This window comes from Pedobacter kyungheensis, assembly GCF_000812965.1.
Classification (GTDB): Bacteria; Bacteroidota; Bacteroidia; order Sphingobacteriales; family Sphingobacteriaceae; genus Pedobacter; species Pedobacter kyungheensis.
In genome coordinates this window covers 124653-143085 of the sequence record NZ_JSYN01000006.1, presented here as the reverse complement: position 1 = coordinate 143085, position 18433 = coordinate 124653, and the positions used below count along the sequence as shown (strand labels likewise).

The 18433-nt window shown below is 43.0% G+C and carries 12 protein-coding genes; 8 read left to right on the top strand and 4 right to left on the bottom strand.

What is annotated here, in order from left to right; genetic code table 11:
- Window positions 1–23: 23 nt before the first annotated feature.
- Both OC25_RS07490 and OC25_RS07485 read right to left on the bottom strand, forming a co-directional pair.
- The gene (locus OC25_RS07490) at window positions 24–839 is read right to left on the bottom strand and encodes a response regulator transcription factor (RefSeq protein WP_039473671.1); all 816 of its coding nucleotides are present in this window, start codon (window positions 837–839) and stop codon (window positions 24–26) included.
- Complete coding sequence (locus tag OC25_RS07485) at window positions 824–3994, bottom strand: ligand-binding sensor domain-containing protein (RefSeq protein WP_167335374.1); 3171 nt, start codon at window positions 3992–3994, stop codon at window positions 824–826. Before OC25_RS07485 ends, OC25_RS07490 begins: the two co-directional genes overlap by 16 nt.
- A gap of 157 nt (window positions 3995–4151) precedes the next feature.
- Between OC25_RS07485 and OC25_RS07480 the strand changes: the two genes are divergently transcribed.
- The 8 genes from OC25_RS07480 (at window position 4152) to OC25_RS07440 (ending at window position 16731) form a co-directional block, all read left to right on the top strand.
- Window positions 4152–5168 carry an exo-alpha-sialidase gene (locus tag OC25_RS07480; RefSeq protein ID WP_167335373.1) on the top strand — a complete coding sequence of 339 codons (1017 nt, stop codon included), beginning with the start codon at window positions 4152–4154 and terminating at the stop codon, window positions 5166–5168.
- A gap of 505 nt (window positions 5169–5673) precedes the next feature.
- On the top strand, window positions 5674–8877 hold the full coding sequence (locus OC25_RS07470; RefSeq protein WP_245221927.1) for a SusC/RagA family TonB-linked outer membrane protein: 3204 nt from the start codon (window positions 5674–5676) through the stop codon (window positions 8875–8877).
- A 19-nt stretch (window positions 8878–8896) separates the two neighbouring features.
- Window positions 8897–10801, top strand: a complete 1905-nt coding sequence (locus OC25_RS07465) for a RagB/SusD family nutrient uptake outer membrane protein (protein WP_039473939.1) — start codon at window positions 8897–8899, stop codon at window positions 10799–10801.
- A 12-nt stretch (window positions 10802–10813) separates the two neighbouring features.
- Window positions 10814–11524 (top strand): DUF3823 domain-containing protein, encoded by a 711-nt coding sequence (locus OC25_RS07460; RefSeq protein WP_039473664.1) that lies wholly within the window; start codon window positions 10814–10816, stop codon window positions 11522–11524.
- A 77-nt stretch (window positions 11525–11601) separates the two neighbouring features.
- A complete protein-coding gene (locus OC25_RS07455) occupies window positions 11602–12579 on the top strand; it encodes a glycoside hydrolase family 43 protein (RefSeq protein ID WP_156131421.1) in 978 nt (325 codons plus the stop codon).
- A gap of 110 nt (window positions 12580–12689) precedes the next feature.
- Complete coding sequence (locus tag OC25_RS07450) at window positions 12690–13715, top strand: glycoside hydrolase family 43 protein (RefSeq protein ID WP_209435576.1); 1026 nt, start codon at window positions 12690–12692, stop codon at window positions 13713–13715.
- 20 nt (window positions 13716–13735) lie between these two features.
- Window positions 13736–14815, top strand: coding sequence for a glycoside hydrolase 5 family protein (locus OC25_RS07445; protein ID WP_039473659.1), 1080 nt, complete (start codon window positions 13736–13738; stop codon window positions 14813–14815).
- Between the two features lie 65 nt (window positions 14816–14880).
- Complete coding sequence (locus tag OC25_RS07440; RefSeq protein ID WP_039473655.1) at window positions 14881–16731, top strand: glycoside hydrolase family 2 protein; 1851 nt, start codon at window positions 14881–14883, stop codon at window positions 16729–16731.
- Window positions 16732–16845: 114 nt separating this feature from the next.
- Here the strand turns inward: OC25_RS07440 and OC25_RS07435 are convergent, their stop codons facing one another.
- On the bottom strand, window positions 16846–18072 hold the full coding sequence (locus tag OC25_RS07435) for a type II toxin-antitoxin system HipA family toxin (protein ID WP_039473651.1): 1227 nt from the start codon (window positions 18070–18072) through the stop codon (window positions 16846–16848).
- Window positions 18069–18377, bottom strand: a complete 309-nt coding sequence (locus OC25_RS07430; RefSeq protein ID WP_039473648.1) for a helix-turn-helix domain-containing protein — start codon at window positions 18375–18377, stop codon at window positions 18069–18071. The genes OC25_RS07435 and OC25_RS07430 overlap by 4 nt, the downstream gene beginning before the upstream one ends.
- Window positions 18378–18433 lie beyond the last annotated feature (56 nt).

Here is an 18433-nt window from a genome sequence, read left to right as displayed (position 1 = left end):
AAAACAAATTGATAATGACTGGATTAAGATTTCTTTTTCTCGGCCAGTTTACTGTTCAGGTAGTCGGTTGGCGACATGCCAAATTGTTTGGAAAAGTTACGGCCAAAGTGCGATTGCGAACTGTAACCCACCATTTCCGAAATCTCATATATTTTTAAATTTCCTTCATTTAAAAGCTCTGCAGCCCTTTTTAGCCTGGCCAGATTAATCAGTTCGTTGGGGCTCAGGTTCGAAATCGATTTAATTTTACGGTACAGCGTAGGCCGGCTCATATTCATTTTCTCGGCAAGATGTTCAACGTCCAGATCCTGGTTGTGGATGTTTTTATTGATGGTATCCTGCAATTTCTCTAAAAATAGCTCATCGGCCTTAGAGTAAGCAATGCTTTTAATGTGTAAAAGCGGCGAGCTTGAGAAATATTCTTTGATTTTGTTCCGGTTTTTAATCAGACTCGAAATCTGCACCTGTAAAAACTCGGGGGAGAAAGGTTTTTCTACATACGCATCGGCACCGAGCTCTAAGCCTTCTATTTTAGATTGCAGTGTGTTTTTTGCCGTAAGCAGGATAACCGGAATGTGGCTAAACTCCAGCGTAGATTTAATTTTGGCGCAAAGCTCAAAACCATCCATTTCGGGCATCATTACATCGCTGATAATGAGCTGTACAATTTCATGTTGTAAAATTTCAAGCGCTTCAAGGCCATTGCGCGCCTGTAGTACCTGGTATTTTTCTTCCAGGTCGTCAGAAATGAAATCAAGGATATCTTCGTTATCATCAACCAGCAATACCACCGATTTTTCGACATCTTTCGAGGCTGGCGCCGTTACAGTTTCTTCCATTTTCCGTTCAGGTTAAATTCAATAAGTTGATGGATGGGGAGCGCCAATACAAATATATTAAAATCAGGGTGATTAAAATCAACATACAGTTCGCCGCTGTGCAGCTGGGCCAGCGATTTGGAAATGGAAAGCCCAATGCCCGTACCGGCTTTAATTTCAGTTTCTTTAGCCCTGAAAAAGGGTTCGAAAATTTTATCTTTAAGTTCCATGCCAATCCGGTTTCCATCGTTTTTAACCAATACCTTAAACTGATCTTCGCCCTCAGGTTGTTCTAAAACAAGTTCTACCGTAGTTTTACTGTATTTAATGGCATTATCGAGCAGGTTGCTGATAATTTTATAAAAGGCCTCTACATCAATATAGGCTAGAAGTGGTTTATCTGGCAGGTTAATGTGGTAGTTGATATTTTCCTGCTCCGCTGCGGGCTGAAACTGCAGGAATACGTCTTTCAAAATCTCCTGGATATCGGCCTTTACAAAGTTAAGCGAGAAATCGCTGGTTTCCGTTTTCCTGAAATCAAGCAGCTGATTGGTTAATTTCAGTAACCGATCGGTATTGCGCCCCATTATTTTCAGGTTTTTTTCGATAGTCGGAACTGCATGTGCCTGTTTAATCAGTTTCTCCATAGGGCCGATAATCAACGTAAGCGGGGTGCGGATTTCGTGCGCCACATTGGTAAAGAATTCAATCTTGGCCTGGTACACTTCTTTCTGCTTTTCGTGTTCGAAAACTTCCATCCGGCGACTGTTTTTAAGCGCAATTTTAAGGTGGTAACGGCGTACCAGGTAAAAGATAATGGCTGCGGCGCTAATCACATAAATGAAATAAGCCAGTGGACTTAGGTAAAAAGGCGGCCTGATCCTGATCAGCAATTTTACATTCTTGTTGCTCCATTTGTTGCTGCCCTCTACCATCGCTTTCACCTCAAAAGTATATTTGCCCGGAGCCAGTTTGGTAAAGTAAACCTTTCTGTTTGTTTTTAAATATTCCCAGTCTTTATACAGGCCGGTCATTTTATAAGCATACTCGGTCATGGCCGGCGAAAGGTAGCTTAATGCGGCAAAATCGATACTAAATGAAGACTGATCATAATTGAGCTCGATGGTATCGGTGTATACAATCGATTTGTTTAACACCGAATCGGCACCTTTTACCCCAATTTCGGTACTGTTTACCTGAAAGCCGGTTAAAAAAACAGGTGTTTCGTAAGAATTGGTTCTGAAATTGGTAGGATTGAAGCTTACCAGCCCCTTTACACTGCCAAAAAACAGGCGGCCATCGCTATCCTGAAAGGCCGAATTATAATTAAACTGATCGGTTAACAGCCCGTTTGCTTTGGTATAGGTTTTACTGAGTCCAGTGGCCGGATCGAAGTGGATAAGCCCACGCGTACTGCTGATCCAGAATCGGTGGCTGGCATCTTCAGCAATGCGGAAAAGGTAATTGCTCGGAAAACCATTTTTACTGCCATAGCGCTTAAATTGCTGCGTTTGGGCATCAAATTTACAGATGCCGCCACCATCGGTGGTAACCCAGATGTTTTTACGGCTGTCTTCAAAAACACTGTTAACCGTATTGTGGCTTAAACTCCCCGGATCGCTTGCTTTGTTTCGGTAATTTTTAAAACCAGGTTTCGATAAATTAAAACAGTACACACCATCGTTAAAACTGCCGGCCCAGATGTTGCCTTGGTGATCTTCGATAACCGAATCGTAAAAAATAAAAGGCAAATCGGGGATGGGTTCAAAATCGTCTTTTTTGCGGTTGTAATGATAAATGCCGTTTATGGTAGCTACTATAATTTCGCCACTGCGTGTGCGGCAAAAGGTAACAATAAAGTTGGTGCGCAGTGCATTGCCCACACCAGCCTGGTAGTGTTTAATAACTTTTTCGCTTTTCAGGTCAAAAAGGTCCAAGCCATGTTCAAAGGTACCTACCCAAAGCTTATCGCCATCTACCAGCAAGCCATGTATGTTGGAATAAGCAATGCTGCCTTTTTTTCCATCGGGCAGAAAATGTGTAAAGGCACCGGTTTGGGCATCGAGTTTATTTAAGCCTGCATCTTCTGTACCGATCCAGAAATTACCTTTCTTATCTTTGGTAATTTCCCTTACATCGCTTCCGCTGATGGAGTTGCGGCCTTCCTGCGGAAAATATTTGGTAAAGAAAGAGGTGTGGCTCGAATAATAGTTAACGCCACCAAAATAGGAGCCTGTCCACACGCCCCCCTCACGATCGGCGCAAATGGTGTAAATGGCATTGTCGCTTAGCGAATAATCGTTATTGTACTGCTTGGTAATGTGCGTAATCTGACTGGTTTCATCGTTGTACACGTAAATACCCGATTCAGTTCCGATCCAGAATTCGTGACTGGCTACCTGTTTAATATCGCGTACAAATATGGGTGTTTGATCACTGTTCAGCCTCAGCAAATCTTTCGATTGCAGCGTAAGCGGGTTAAACAGTTTAATCCCCTGGTTAGTGGTCCCGATCAAAAGCTCACCTTTTGTGGTTTCGGCAATTTTGGCAACCCAGCCGTATTCAGGCTTTTTACCTTTCCCGTTAATGTTAAAACTCTGGAAGTTGTTGCTTTTAGGGTTATACCTTTCAACCGTACCGCGGCCGGTGCTGATCCAGATGCTGCCGTTTTTAAGCACAGCTACCGATGAGGCATCGAAAGGGGCATTGGAAGTAAAAGCGGTAGTGCTCTTATTTTTTTTGTTGTAGAGGTAGATTTTAAAGGAGGAGAGTACCCATAAATTACCTTTATTGTCGCTTCCCAGATCGATAATGCGCATGCCTTTGGTTGCTTTAACCGAAGTAAAACTTTCTTTTAGCGGATTGTATTCATAAACGCCATCGTTGGTACCTACCCAAAGGGTTTTATCATCATGATGCAGGGCGTAAATCAGGTCGTTACCCAAACTGCCAGGCTGATCGGCATCATGGCGGTAGGTTTTAAAGCTATAACCGTCAAAACGGTTCAATCCGTCTTTTGTGCCAAACCACATAAATCCGTTGGCATCCTGTACACTGCAAAATGCGGTATTGTTCGATAGGCCGTTCTCTACCTGATAGCGCCTGAAATAGTAGGGCTGGGCCAGCAGTGCGTTGGCGGTAAATAGCAACAGAAAGAGAATGACAAATTTTTTCAATTGGATATTGGTCGGCAAGATCAAATATATTAAAGATCTGCCTGGTTTTAAGCCAAAATTGAATTTGAGCAGATAAGTAGAAAAATTGAGACAGATCGGTTTTGCGCAGTGGGGCAAATGCCATTATTTGCATGCCACTAACCAAATCAGTTTCAAATTGAAAAATATTAAAACTTTCGGCTTATTTATCCTGCTCATTTTCTCGCTTGAAGCAGGGGCACAGCAAATGCGTATTGCACCTTCACCGCTATATCGCGATCCGGTTTACGATGGCGCCGCCGACCCGGTAATGGTATATAACCATGCCGAAAAAAGCTGGTGGATGCTGTACACCCAGCGCAGGGCCAACGCCCAAACCAGCGATGTTGCCTATTGCTACGGTACCCATATAGGTGTGGCTACCAGCACCGATAACGGCCAGACCTTCGTCTACAAAGGGGCGCTTGATCTGGATTTCGAACCTGGCTTAAATACCTTTTGGGCGCCCGATGTAATTTACGAAAAAGGTGTGTATCATATGTTCCTGGCTTACATTGAGGGCGTTCGTAACCACTGGGGAGGCAAGGCAAGAATAGCGCATTATACCAGTAAAAACCTGTGGAAATGGCAATATAAGGGTTTCATCTCCCTGAATTCAGAAGAGGTAATTGATCCGACTTTGTTAAAAATGCCTGATGGCAAATGGCATATTTGGTATAAAGACAGCTCGAAAGGCAGTATTACCATGACAGCCGAAAGCAACGATTTGCAACACTGGACTGCACAAACCGAGCCGGCCATTGGTGGCGCACCACATGAAGGAGCAAAGGCTTTCTTTTTTAATAACTGGTACTGGATGATTACCGATGAGTGGCATGGTCAGCGCGTATACCGCTCAAAAGATGGTAAAAGCTGGGAAAAACAAGGTCTGGTGCTCGATGTACCCGGTCATAGGCCAGAAGATACCCCAACAGGTGCCCATGCCGATGTTCAGGTAATCGGGAATAAGGCTTATATCTTTTATTTTACCCATCCCGGAAGGAAAGTGCATTTCGAAGGCACGCTTGATGCAGATGGTGCATTTTCTTATTCGAACAAACGGACCTCCATACACGTAGCCGAACTCGAGTTTAAAGATGGCACACTGGTTTGCGACCGCGATAAACCATTTGATTTCTATATGGGGCAACCTTAATAAGGGGGACTTAATTTTTAACCACCCCTGCCCAGCCGGTCAGGCGGGGATGCGCACAGATAAACGCAGATTAGCATAAATAGCTGTGTCCATATTTTTATCTGTGGTTAATTTTTGTTGTTAAACGCAATGATTTGTTGCCACCCATGGCGGGAAGGTTTCATTGCCACAATGATTTGTTGCCACCTATGGAGGGAAGGTTTCATTGCCACAATGATTTGTCGCCACCCATGGTAGGAAGGTTTTATTGCCACAATGATTTGTTGCTGCCCATGGCGGGAAGGTTTCATTGAAATTAAAGCAAAAGCAAAGATATAGGGGCTGAAATTAAACCTGATTGCATAAGTACAGTAGTTAAAGCATTGTACTAAATCGATAAAACGAGACAAATTGAAGAAAGATTGATACAAAGTGTTAGCCCACCCGGTGCCTAAAAAGCCAATCTTTGAAATAGATAATTGGGTGTACACACCTTTATCACAAACTAACCAAATTTTAAACCTTTATGAAAAGAAGTCTACTCTCTTCTGGCAGCATGGCCTGCCGCGATTGGTACCTTTTTCAAAAGCTATTTTTGAAATACAAGGTACGCGCAGTTATTTTCGCCTCATTTACCCTGGTTTTACTTTCATTGCAACTCAGCGCGCAGGAGAAAGCTACTGTTACCGGTACGGTAACCGACGAAAAAGGTGAAACCATTATTGGTGCAAGCATAAAAGTTAAAGGAACTAGTACAGGAGTAACCACTGGTAGCGATGGAAAATTTAAAATTCAGGTAGCGGATAAAAACGCCACGCTGATTTTTATTTACATAGGTTATATTAACCAGGAAGTTGCGCTTGCAGGCCGTTCGCAGGTTAATATTAAACTTAAACCCGCTGATAATGATCTTTCGGAAGTGGTAGTAGTGGGTTATAACACACAAAAGAAAGAAGCCATTACCGGTGCTATTTCATCTATCAGCAGTAAAGATTTAGAAAAAGTACATGGCGGCTCTACCGTAAGTACAGGTCTTGCAGGTAAATTGCCCGGGGTATCTTTCCGGATGCCGGATGGAAGACCAGGTGCATCAGCCAATATTCAGATCCGTAACATGGGTAACCCTTTATATGTAATAGATGGGATTCAGCAGGATGCAGGCCAGTTCAATAACATTTCGCCAAACGATATCGAATCAATCAGTGTGTTAAAAGACGCATCGGCCGCTATTTATGGTAGCCGTGCAGCCAACGGGGTAATTTTAGTAACTACCAAAAGAGGTAAAAACGATACCCGCAATACTTTTAGTGTTGATGCCTACACCGGCTGGCAAAACTGGGTGCGTTTTCCGGAAACTACCGACGCTTACCAGTGGATGCTGGGCAAGGCAACTGCCGAGATGAACCAGAACGGTTCAACCAATATTACCCAGGCCGAGCTTGATAAATGGAAAGCCGGTACCGAATATGGTTACCAAAGCCAGAACTGGAAAGATATTATCATTGCACCCAATGCGCCACAAACTTCGGTTAATTTAAGCGCATCTGGCGGAAGTGATAAAGTAAACTACTACTTTTCTGCTACCCGTTTAGATCAGAAAGGCGTGTACGGAACTGCACGTGAGTTCGAATTTAACCGTACCAATATCCAGAGCAATATCGAAGCTAAAATTACCAACCGCTTTAAGGTAGGGATGCTAATTAATGGCCGTATCGAAAGTCGCGACCAGCCGGGCGTACCAGGGGGCGATGACTACTGGGCTGCACGTTTTGCCCTGTTGCGTAACCGTCCAACCGAGCAAGCCTATGCCAATGGTAACCCGAACTACCCGAATGATATTGGCCACAATACCGAACAGTTTGCCGTACAAAGCAAAGCCTTAAGCGGTTACTGGAAATCAGACTGGCGCGTATTGCAAACCAATTTATCGGCCACTTACGATACCCCGATAAAAGGGCTGGAAATAAAAGGTTTATACTCTTATTACATTGCCGATAATATCATTAACGGGCACGAGTACACCTACAATGTATATACTTATCACCCTGAAACTGGTGTTTATGAAGAGAAGGTGGGTAGCTCAAACCCTTACCGCGAGCGCAGGAACGAGAAAATTTACACCAATACTTACCAGCTTCAGGCCAACTATAACCGCACTTTTGGCAAGCATACCGTTGGAGGCGTGTTGGTGGCCGAACGTTTAGACCGTTTCAGAACCTACACCTTCCAGCATGCGGTACCACAAACCAATATTTTACCCGTACTGCAATTTGCCGATATGGACGGACAGGATTTTGCCGACATACAGGAAGAACAGGCCCGTATTGGTTACGTAGCCAGGTTAAATTACAATTACGACAACAAATATTATCTGGAGCTTTCGGGCCGGAGGGATGCTTCATGGAAATTTGCACCAGACAGAAGGGTAGGTTATTTCCCTTCAGCATCAATCGGCTGGCGCATTACGCAGGAGCAGTTTATGAAATCGCTTCTGGGTGAAAGCAATGTGCTTACCGATCTGAAACTTCGTGCTTCTTATGGAGTACTGGGCGATGATGATCTGGGAATTGATCCTTTTGCTTACATCCCGGGTTATAACTACAATCAGGGTACAGCAATTCTCGACGGAAAAACCATCACAACTTCAAGAGATAAAGGTCCGATTATTAACAACCTGACCTGGTTTAAGAGTAAAATTACCGATATCGGTTTAGACTTTACCCTGTTCGGAGGTAAGCTATCGGGAACAGCCGATTACTTTTACAGAAAACGTACCGGTTTAATGGCGGTTAAAAACGACGTGTTGGTGCCTATCGAACTGGGCTATCCCTTGGCTCAGGAGAATTTAGAAAGCGATGCACAATATGGAGGTGAGTTTTCTTTAAACTACCGTGATAAAATTGGTGAGTTTAATTATAATGTGGGCGGTAACTTCTCTATCAGCAGAAGAAAATTCTTAGAACAATATAAACCACGTTACGGAAACTCGTGGGATAATTACAGAAATAACAGTACCGACCGCTATACCAATATTTTCTGGGGATACGAAGTAACCGGACAGTTCCAGAGCTTTGATGAGATTAATAACTACAAAGTGAATATCGATGGAAAAGGAAACCGTTCTCTATTGCCTGGCGATTTAATTTACAAAGATCAGAATGGCGATGGCATTATTGATGGACTTGACGAAAGGCCAATCGGTTATACCACTACCGGCCAGCCAAACATTGGTTTTGGTTTTACACTGGGCGGTTCTTACAAAAACTTCGATTTTACAGCCGATTTTTCTGGTGGGGCCATGTATTCGTGGAACCAGAACTGGGAACAGCGCTGGGCATTCCAAAACGGCGGTGCTTTATTGCAAAACTTTGCTGACGACAGCTGGCACCGTACCGATCCGTTTAACCTGAACAGCCCCTGGGTAGCAGGAAAATATCCGGCACTTCGTTTTAACGATCGCGATCACAGTAACAATAACCGCAACTCTACTTTCTGGCTGCACAATGTACGCTATTTAAGGGCGCGTACACTCGAACTGGGTTATACCCTGCCTAAAAGATGGGCCGAAAAAATCAAGATCCAGAATGCGAGGGTATATATAAACGGATATAACCTTTTCTCTTTCGATAACCTGAAAGATTATGGCGTAGACCCCGAAATTGCTGATGATAATGGATTGCAATACCCACAAAACAAGTTTTTTAATATCGGTATTAAATTAACGTTGTAACATGAAAAAGACTAGTCAGATGAAAAAATATATATACGCATTTGTGGCCATAGCCTGTTTAAGCTTTGGGCAGTCGTGCAAAAAAGATTCAGAATTTTTAGATAAACAACCTACCAGTACCTTACCGATCGATGCGGTATGGAAAGATCCTAACCTGGTGCTTACCGTGGTGGGCGATTTATACGATCGTTATCCTGATTTTCAACGCATAGAGTCGTGGTGGCTCTTTGCCGATTTCGACGAGGGTTTTGCCTCGGCAGGTGGCGATTATTTCCGTCACCAGAATTTAGAATATGGTTACGATGCCTGGAGATACTGGGATATGGGCGTTTATGGTTACATTCGGGATCTGAACATGTTTATTAAGCGTGGGCAGGAATCTACAGCTTTGAAACCCGCAGACCGCGACCGTTTCATGGCCGAAGCACGCTTTATCAGGGCAGGGGTATATTTCGAAATGGTAAAACGCATGGGCGGTGTACCCTTGATTACCGTACCTTTAGATTACGATTACAGCGGCGATCCCAGCTATCTGCAATACCCGAGAGCAAAAGAAGCCGAAATTTATGATTTTGTAATTGCCGAACTGGAAGCTGTTAAAACCATACTGCCTGATGATGCAACCGTAAAAAGCAGGGCAACCAAAGCCGCCGCGCTGGCAATGGAGGCCAGAGCAGCACTGTATGCAGGCTCTATTGCCAAATACAGCAATTCGCAGTTAAGCTTGCCAGGTGGCGAAGTGGGTATTTCTTCGACCTTAGCCAATGGTTATTTTACCAAAGCCCTAAACGCAGCCAAACAGATTATTGATGGCGGTAAGTATTCGCTTTACCAAAAGAATCCGAACCTTTCTGATAATTTTGCTGCGCTGTTTACCGATAAAGGGAGCAACCCTGAGGTCATATTTGTAAAGGACTTTAAATTGAAAACCAATAAAGTACATGGCTTTACCATCGATAACCAGCCCCGTTCATCGGCAGAAGAAGCACAGGGCGGCAGGTTAAATCCATCCTTAAACCTGGTGCAGTCTTTCGAAAAACTCGATAATACCTATGCTTCACTCGCTTCGGTTGATGCAGGCGGAAATCCGGTTTATTATACCAACATTACTGATATTTTTGCAGGTCGCGATGCCCGTTTAGCCGGTACCGTAATTCTTCCGGGAACACAGTTTAAAGGTAAAACGGTCGATATATGGGCTGGTTACCAGTTAGCCAACGGAACCATTATCACCGGCGATAATTTTGGACAGACTAAAGATAAAGTTTTACCTGATAATCCGGCATCGGTACAGGTGGTTGGAAAAGATGGTCCTGTTGATGGTTTGGAATTCAGCGCCCAATCTGGTTTTTATGTCCGTAAATATTTAGATCCCGCAACAGGTTCGGGGCAAATTGGTACCCGTAGCGATGTTTGGTGGATCCGTTACCGATATGCCGAAGTATTGTTAAATGCAGCCGAAGCGGCTTTCGAACTGGGCGATTTTGGTGCTGCGGCAGGCTATATTAAACCGGTAAGAGATCGCGCCGGCTTAACTACAGCTTTAACTCCTGCAGAAATTACCTTCGACAGGATTGTACACGAACGTAAAGTAGAGTTTGCTTTTGAAGGGCACGAGCTTTGGGATATGAAACGCTGGCGACTGGCCGATAAAGTATGGAACGGCAGTAACATGTCGGCGGCCGATTTTATTAATGCCACAAATATTGGTAGTGCAACACGTACCAGTACCCAGGTATTTGGTATATGGCCTTATAAATATTACAACCCGGGCAACGCCAATCATTTAAAGTATGTTTTTAAAGTAATTAAACCCAGCCGCGTTACTGCAGCACACCGTTTCCGCATTGGCAACTATTATTCTTCAATAGGCCAGGATGTATTAAACGGCAATCCAAAAATTATCAGAAACCCTAATCAATAACCAGATAGAGCGATGAAAAATAGATTTTATTTTATAATTGGGCCCATTATAGCCGTATTATTTTCTGCCTGTAAAAAAGATAATTACGATGCGCCCCAGGCCGATTTTACGGGCAGAATTGTATATAAAGGCGAGCCCATCGGTGTGCAATACGGCCAGGTAAATTTCGAACTCTGGCAATCGGGTTTTGGTAACTATTCGGCACTAAACGTAAATGTAAACCAGGAAGGAAGCTTTTCGGCCAAACTGTTTGATGGTAACTACAAACTGGTTTTCTCGGTTAACCAGGGGCCATTTTTATGGAAAACGAATGCAGCTGGCAAACAAGATACCCTTGCGGTAAACATTAGTGGTAGCAAGACCATGGATATCGAAGTAACACCTTATTACATGATTCGCGGCGCTACCTTAACAGCCGCTTCGGGTAAGGTAAATGGCTTCTGCAAGCTCGAGAAAATCATTACCGATGCCAATGCAAAAAATGTAGAAAGTGTATCGCTTTACATCAATAAAACACAGTTTGTAGATGGGGGTAATAATTTTGGTGGAGCGGCAGTGCAAACCCTTTCAGGTGCTGCAATTGCCGATTTGAACAACCTTAACCTTTCGGTAACTATTCCGGCCATTACCCCGGCACAAAATTATGTTTTTGCCCGTATAGGTGTAAAAATAGCAGGAGTAGACGATATGATTTTCACACCGGTAGCCAAAATTACCTATTAATAACAATCAGCAGGCATACGGATTTAAATCCTATGCCTGCCTTTATTCATTATCTTAGTTAAACCAATTTAATCATTTTGAGATACCGCTCTATAATTCTCGTATTGTGCCTGTTGGTGTGGGGGCAGCTGGTTCGCGCGCAGCAAAAAACGGTGGATGCGAAACCTATTTATTTGGCCGATCCAACCATCTTTTTCGATGAAGGAAATTATTACCTCTATGGTACCAGCGGTGATCAGGGTTTTCTCGTGTATCGCTCTGCTGACCTTAAAAACTGGACTGGCCCTGCCGGGATCAAAAATGGCTATGCCTTAAAAAAGGGCGATGCCTTTGGTACCAAAGGTTTTTGGGCTCCACAGGTTTTTAAACGCGGGCAAACCTATTACATGGCCTATACTGCCGATGAGCAGATCGCCATTGCGCAAAGCAATAGCCCTTTAGGACCTTTTAAACAGGAAACATTAAAAGAGATTTCGGGAAACGGTAAACAAATCGATCCCTTTTTATTTACCGACGATGATGGTAAAAATTATCTGTACCATGTACGTTTAGATCATGGTAACCGCATTTTTGTTGCCGAAATGAAGGCCGATTTTTCTGATATTATACCCGGCACTTTAAAAGAATGCATTTCGGGTACCGACAATTGGGAAAATACAGCCAAAACCGATTGGCCCGTTACAGAAGGACCTACAGTATTGAAAAAGGATAATCTTTATTACCTGTTTTACTCGGCAAACGACTTTAGAAATCCCGATTATGCGGTGGGTTATGCCACTTCAAAATCGCCCTTTGGCCCCTGGACTAAATACAGTGGAAATCCGATCATCAGCAAGGCTAATATCAAACAAAACGGCACCGGGCATGGCGATTTTTTTGTCGATGCCAAAGGTCAGTTGCAGTATGTGTTCCATGTGCATTATTCCGATCAGAAAGTATCGCCCCGCGCAACAGTAATTGTTGCAGCCAAATTTATAAAAGGCAAGGATGGAAAGGCGGTAATGCAGATCGATCCGAAAACTTTCAGGGCATTAACGCTACAGAATGGGCGGTAAAATGATCGGTTTTGTAGAAAAATTGAAACGATAAGGGGTGTCCGGGAAAAAGAAAATCGCTTTTTTAGCGCTGGAGAATTAACCGGAAAATGCCTAACCAAATAAATGGTATGATTAAAAAATATTACTTAGTTTTTGCAGGTCTGCTATTGGCTTTGACTACTCAGGCACAGAATTTTTCCAATCCTTTGTTGCCTTCCGGAGCAGATCCTTATAATTTTTATAAAGATGGCTATTACTACTATACCCATACCACAGGCAACCGCATCGATTTGTGGAAAAGCAAAAGCATTGATGGCTTAAAAAATGCCGAACGGAAAACCATTTGGAAAGCACCTGCCGGCACCGCCTACAGTAAAGAAATATGGGCACCCGAAGTGATGTTTTTAAGGGGAAAGTGGTATGCTTATTTTGCTGCCGATGATGGTAAAAACGATAATCACCGCATGTATGTGCTCGAAAATGCTGCGGCCGATCCTATGCAGGGCGAATGGGTTTTTAAAGGTAAAATAGCCGATGCTACAGATAAATGGGCGATTGATGGCGATGTAATCGATTTTAAGGGCCAGTTATACATGATTTGGTCAGGGTGGGAAGGCGATACCAATGGTAGGCAGGAAATTTTTATCGCCAAACTGAAAAATCCGTGGACAGTAGATGGACCTCGTGTTAAAATATCTTCTCCAAAATTTAGCTGGGAAAAAAATGGCGATTTAGGTGGAGGCGAGCATGTGGATGTGAACGAAGGCCCTCAGTTTTTGCCTCATGGCGATAAACTGTTTATCATTTATTCGGCCAGTGGCTGCTGGACAGATTTTTATGCATTGGGCATGCTAACGGCATCGGCCAAAAGCAATTTGCTCGATCCTGCTTCCTGGAAAAAATCGGAGAAACCGGTATTTGAGCGTTCAGTAGAAAATGGGGTGTATGCTCCCGGGCACAATTCCTTTTTCAAATCACCCGATGGTAAACAAGACTGGATTTTGTATCATGCCAACGATAAACCAGGGCAGGGTTGTGGTGGTTTCCGTTCGCCGCGGGCACAACAATTTACCTGGAATACAGATGGAACACCAAATTTTGGTATTCCTTTGAAAACAGGCACGCTGCTGGCAGCTCCTTCAGTTAAAAAGTAAAATAATCAGATAAAATACCAATGAACTTAAAAAACTATCTTCTTTCTTTCGCTTTTGCGCTTTGTTTAAGCACAGGCTATGCGCAGAAAAACAAAAAAGCTACTGAACCTGCAAAAGTATGGTCGGTAGAGAAAGCCAATGCCTGGTATAAAGAGCATAAATGGCTTACAGGTGCAAATTATATTCCGGCCAATGCCATTAATCAGTTAGAAATGTGGCAGGCCGATACCTTTTCGCCAGCGGTAATTGATAAAGAACTGGGATGGGCCGAAAGCATTGGCTTTAATACCCTGCGTGTATTTCTGTACAGCAAAGCCTGGAGCCAGGATCCTGAAGGTTTTAAAAAACGCATGGATCAGTTTTTAACCATCACGCAAAAACACGGCATTCAACCCATGTTTGTATTTTTTGATGATTGCTGGAACAAAACTTCTACCATAGGCAAACAGCCCGAGCCAAAAACCGGTATTCACAATTCTGGCTGGCTGCAGGATCCGGGTGACCCTGCATTTAAAGAGGAAGCCAATTTTGCGCAGCTCGAAAAGTATGTGAAAGATGTATTAACCCATTTTGCGCATGATAAACGCATTTTATTGTGGGATTTATACAACGAACCCGGCAATAGCGGCAAACTGGAAGCAACTATTCCATTGTTAACCAAAACCATTAGCTGGGCACGTGAGGTAAACCCTGATCAGCCAATCAGTATCGGTCTTTGGAGCTGGGGTTTCGAAAAACTAAACGAAATACAACTGGCTAATTCAGATATTGTTACTTACCACAACTACGAGGCGCCAGAGTGGCACCAACGCACTATCGATTTGTTAAAGGCGAGCGGCAGGCCCTTAATTTGTACCGAATATATGGCACGTCCGCGCAACAGCCGTTTTGCTAATATTTTACCGATGTTAAAAGCAGAAAACGTTGGCGCTATTAACTGGGGTTTTGCCGCAGGTAAAACCAATACCAAATATGCCTGGGATACCCCGCTTGCTGATGGTTCTGATCCGGTTGAGTGGTTTCATGAAATTTTTCAGCCAGATGGCACACCTTACCGTGTTGATGAAGTAAACCTGATTAAAAAATTAAACAACAAATAAGCAGATCATACAGGGCTGAGAATCCATATTGTTATCTGTTATAAACACACCAATTGAAACCAAAAATGAAAAAAACGTCTATTTTATTTGCGCTGTTGGGGCTTTCGCTCTCCCTTTCTGCACAGCAGGCCGGTAAAACATGGTCGGCGGTGAAGGGAAAAATATCATCACCCTGGGCCGATGAAGTTAATCCGGCCAGTGTTCTTCCCGAATATCCACGTCCGCAGTTTGAGCGTAGCGGAAACTGGAAAAACCTGAACGGTTTATGGGACTATGCCATTGCCGAAAAATCGCAGCGCCCGGCCATTAACCAGGGCAAAATTCTGGTTCCCTTTGCCGTAGAAGCTTCGCTTTCGGGTGTAGGTAAAACTGTTGGTAAAGATAGCCTGCTGTGGTACAAAACATCTTTTACCATCCCTTCAAACATGAAAGGAAAGGATATTTTGTTGCATTTTGGCGCGGTTGACTGGCGCGCAACAGTGAGCATCAATGGGAAAGAAGTGGGTAAACACGAGGGTGGTTTTGATCCTTTTAGCTTTAATATTACTCCTTTCTTAAACAAAAGCGGAAACCAAACCCTTACTGTTGAAGTATGGGACCCGACTGATGAAGGCCCACAGCCAAGAGGAAAACAGGTGAAAAGACCTGAAGGAATCTGGTATACACCGGTTACCGGTATTTGGCAAACAGTATGGTTAGAAGCGGTAAACAAAGTACACATCGACCACATCAAAATTACACCTAATCTCGATCAGCAATCTATTGAGGTTAGTTCGTTCGTTGAAAATGCAAATGCCGGCGATCAGGTAAAAATTTCGGCCTGGGATGGCAGCAATAAAGTAGCCGAGCAAACTACCGATGCTAAAGGCACTGTGCGTTTAAAAATTGAAAATCCTAAACTATGGAGCCCGGATAGTCCGTTTTTGTACGATCTGAAAATCGAACTGCTTTCCAAAAATAAAAAAGTAGATGAGGCTAAAAGTTACTTTGCCATGCGTAAAATTTCGATGGGTAAAGATGCCAACGGAATTGAGCGTATGCTCTTAAACAATGCTTTTCTGTTCCAATACGGTCCATTAGATCAGGGCTGGTGGCCTGATGGTTTATATACCGCACCAACCGATAAAGCCTTGAAATTTGATGTAGATAAAACCAAAGAAATGGGTTTTAACATGATCAGAAAACACATTAAGGTAGAGCCTGCACGTTGGTATTATTACTGCGATAAAGCGGGTATGCTGGTTTGGCAGGATATGCCAAGCGGCGATTTAGGTAACAGATGGGAAAACCGCCCGGGGGTATTGGATCATCAAACCGAGCAAAAAAGAAGTCCTGAATCGGAAAGTTACTACAAAACAGAGTGGAATGCCATTATGGAGAAACTGCATAATGTACCTTCAATTGTAGTGTGGACACCATTCAACGAAGCTTGGGGGCAGTTTAAAACGGTAGAAATTGCCAAATGGACCAAAGAAAAAGATCCTTCGCGTTTGGTAAATACCGCCAGTGGAGGTAACTTTTTCCCGGTTGGCGATATTATTGATTTGCATAATTACCCACATCCTGCTATGCCTAGTCCAGATTATTTTGGAAAAGATTATGTGCTGGTATTGGGCGAGTTTGGTGGTTTAGGCTTACCTGTTGATGGTCATGTTTGGCAGCAAAAAAACAACTGGGGCTACCAGAGTTTTAAAAACAAAGCCGACCTGTTTAAAAAGTATTCGGAGTTTGTTGGCCGTTTAGGCGAGCTGATCAAAGTGGGCTTATCTGCCGGGGTTTACACCCAAACTACCGACGTAGAAGTAGAAACGAATGGTTTTATGACTTACGACCGTAAGGTGGTTAAGTTTCCGGAAGCTGAGATGAAACAAATTCATCAAAAACTTTATCAGATACCTGTTGAAGTAAAAAAATAGTATCTTTTTGTTTTAGCAATAAGCCAATGCCTGCAAAGGTGTTGGCTTTTTTATGCGCCCATAAGCTGTCCGTAAAGTGCTTGTTATTCGTAATTATGATTTGCGATAACCCAATTATTTATTGAGATAACGCCCGATTAATTCCGTATTGGTTTTTGTTATATTATAATCTTTCGATAGCGCTTTCCAGCTGGCTAATGCCTGTCGGGTTTGTTCAATAATTTCATGAATAAGATTTTTTGATAGTTTGGCTTCCAATCCCAGTTCTACAAGGTTTTGGGTTGAAGGATTTTTGCCTTCGCCCATCACCATTGTGCTTTGTTCGCCGTTTGGACCACTTGAATAAGTGAGATCGTATGCCGGAGCGAGGTTCCAGTCGCCATTTTCATTCATTATAAAGCTGAAATTTTTTGCATGATCATCTCTGTTATGCGATAGTACATTGAAAACCGCAAGACGATACATTTTCTCCACTTCGCGGATATCTTTTGTAAGTGCTGCAGTTAGATTGAGCAGATCTTCATAATCCAATGATGGGGCTCTAAAATCGCTATGCAAAAGGCCACCCGCGGTATGTGTGTGCAGTCTTTTTTCCTCATTTCTATCAAAACGTTGTACCGCAAAATAGCCTGAGCCATTCTGTGATGGAAATAGGTGTATAGCAGGCATTGAAACACCAGCTTCTTTTGCCATTAAAGCATACACATACTCAATGGCCCCTGCATCGTAACCATCCTGCGAATTAGGGAATTTGACCAGCCAGGGTTCAAATCCTTTATTTAAGATCTTCGCACCATGAGATATATTTGAAAAATCATTATTTACACCAATCAATGCTTTTGGTCTCGCGCCAGCTGACGAGCCATTTAAAGCAAGTAATTCCTTAATGACCTCGTATGAATTGCCGTTTAAAACTGCCGCAGTTTGTGCTGCCAATTGGTCTAAATCAATGAATTGATCCATTTCCGAAGGACTGTGATCCGGTTCGTAAACCAATGCACCCATGCCTGATAATCCGACATGTGCTAAACGCTCCAGAACAGATACATTATTAGGCGATATCCCTTGTGCCCTAATCAGGCGATCAAAGAGCAGGCGGCCCCATCCATCAGGTAAGCTATCGCTGAAAACACCTGCTAAACCTTCGAATGGGCGTGCTGGCAATTCAAGTACACCACCTCTAAGTGGTAAGCGAAATGGCGATATTTCTATTCCTTTCTGTCTGAATTCATCATTATACTCAAAGTATACAGTACGGTTACGCAATGCTAAGCGGCCAACTGGCTGAATTTCAGAGCCGAAATCTAGTCCGACTTTTACTTCTACGATCGGTTTCTTCATTTTTTGCGCCCTCTTTTTCGTAACGTATTACTGTTATCTTTTAATACATCATCTATTGAAGTGAAATTTGGCTTAAAAGGCTTAAGCGCATTAGTCATCTCATCAAGGCCACCAACAACCATTAAAAGTTTCAGAAAGGATTCAAATGAAATTGTGCTTTTTTGTTCGAACTTGCGTAAAGTTGGAAGTGGAACTCCTGATCTTTTTGCTAATTCTTCTTGTGTTAGCCCCATCGACAGCCTTCTATCACGGATAATTTCAGTAATTTTTTGCTGTGCTTTTAATGGAGATATTAATGATATCATAGTAGTATTTATTTGTAATTTTTAACTATTACTAATATTATAATATTACAAATATA

Excerpts from the sequence above, each read along its gene's own strand:
- OC25_RS07460 (WP_039473664.1), top strand. The coding sequence starts at position 10,814 with ATGAAAAATAGATTTTATTTTATAATTGGGCCCATTATAGCCGTATTA.
- OC25_RS07470 (WP_245221927.1), top strand. The coding sequence starts at position 5,674 with ATGAAAAGAAGTCTACTCTCTTCTGGCAGCATGGCCTGCCGCGATTGG.
- OC25_RS07450 (WP_209435576.1), top strand. The coding sequence starts at position 12,690 with ATGATTAAAAAATATTACTTAGTTTTTGCAGGTCTGCTATTGGCTTTG.
- OC25_RS07490 (WP_039473671.1), bottom strand. The coding sequence starts at position 839 with ATGGAAGAAACTGTAACGGCGCCAGCCTCGAAAGATGTCGAAAAATCG.
- OC25_RS07445 (WP_039473659.1), top strand. The coding sequence starts at position 13,736 with ATGAACTTAAAAAACTATCTTCTTTCTTTCGCTTTTGCGCTTTGTTTA.
- OC25_RS07435 (WP_039473651.1), bottom strand. The coding sequence starts at position 18,072 with ATGAAGAAACCGATCGTAGAAGTAAAAGTCGGACTAGATTTCGGCTCT.
- OC25_RS07465 (WP_039473939.1), top strand. The coding sequence starts at position 8,897 with ATGAAAAAATATATATACGCATTTGTGGCCATAGCCTGTTTAAGCTTT.
- OC25_RS07440 (WP_039473655.1), top strand. The coding sequence starts at position 14,881 with ATGAAAAAAACGTCTATTTTATTTGCGCTGTTGGGGCTTTCGCTCTCC.
- OC25_RS07430 (WP_039473648.1), bottom strand. The coding sequence starts at position 18,377 with ATGATATCATTAATATCTCCATTAAAAGCACAGCAAAAAATTACTGAA.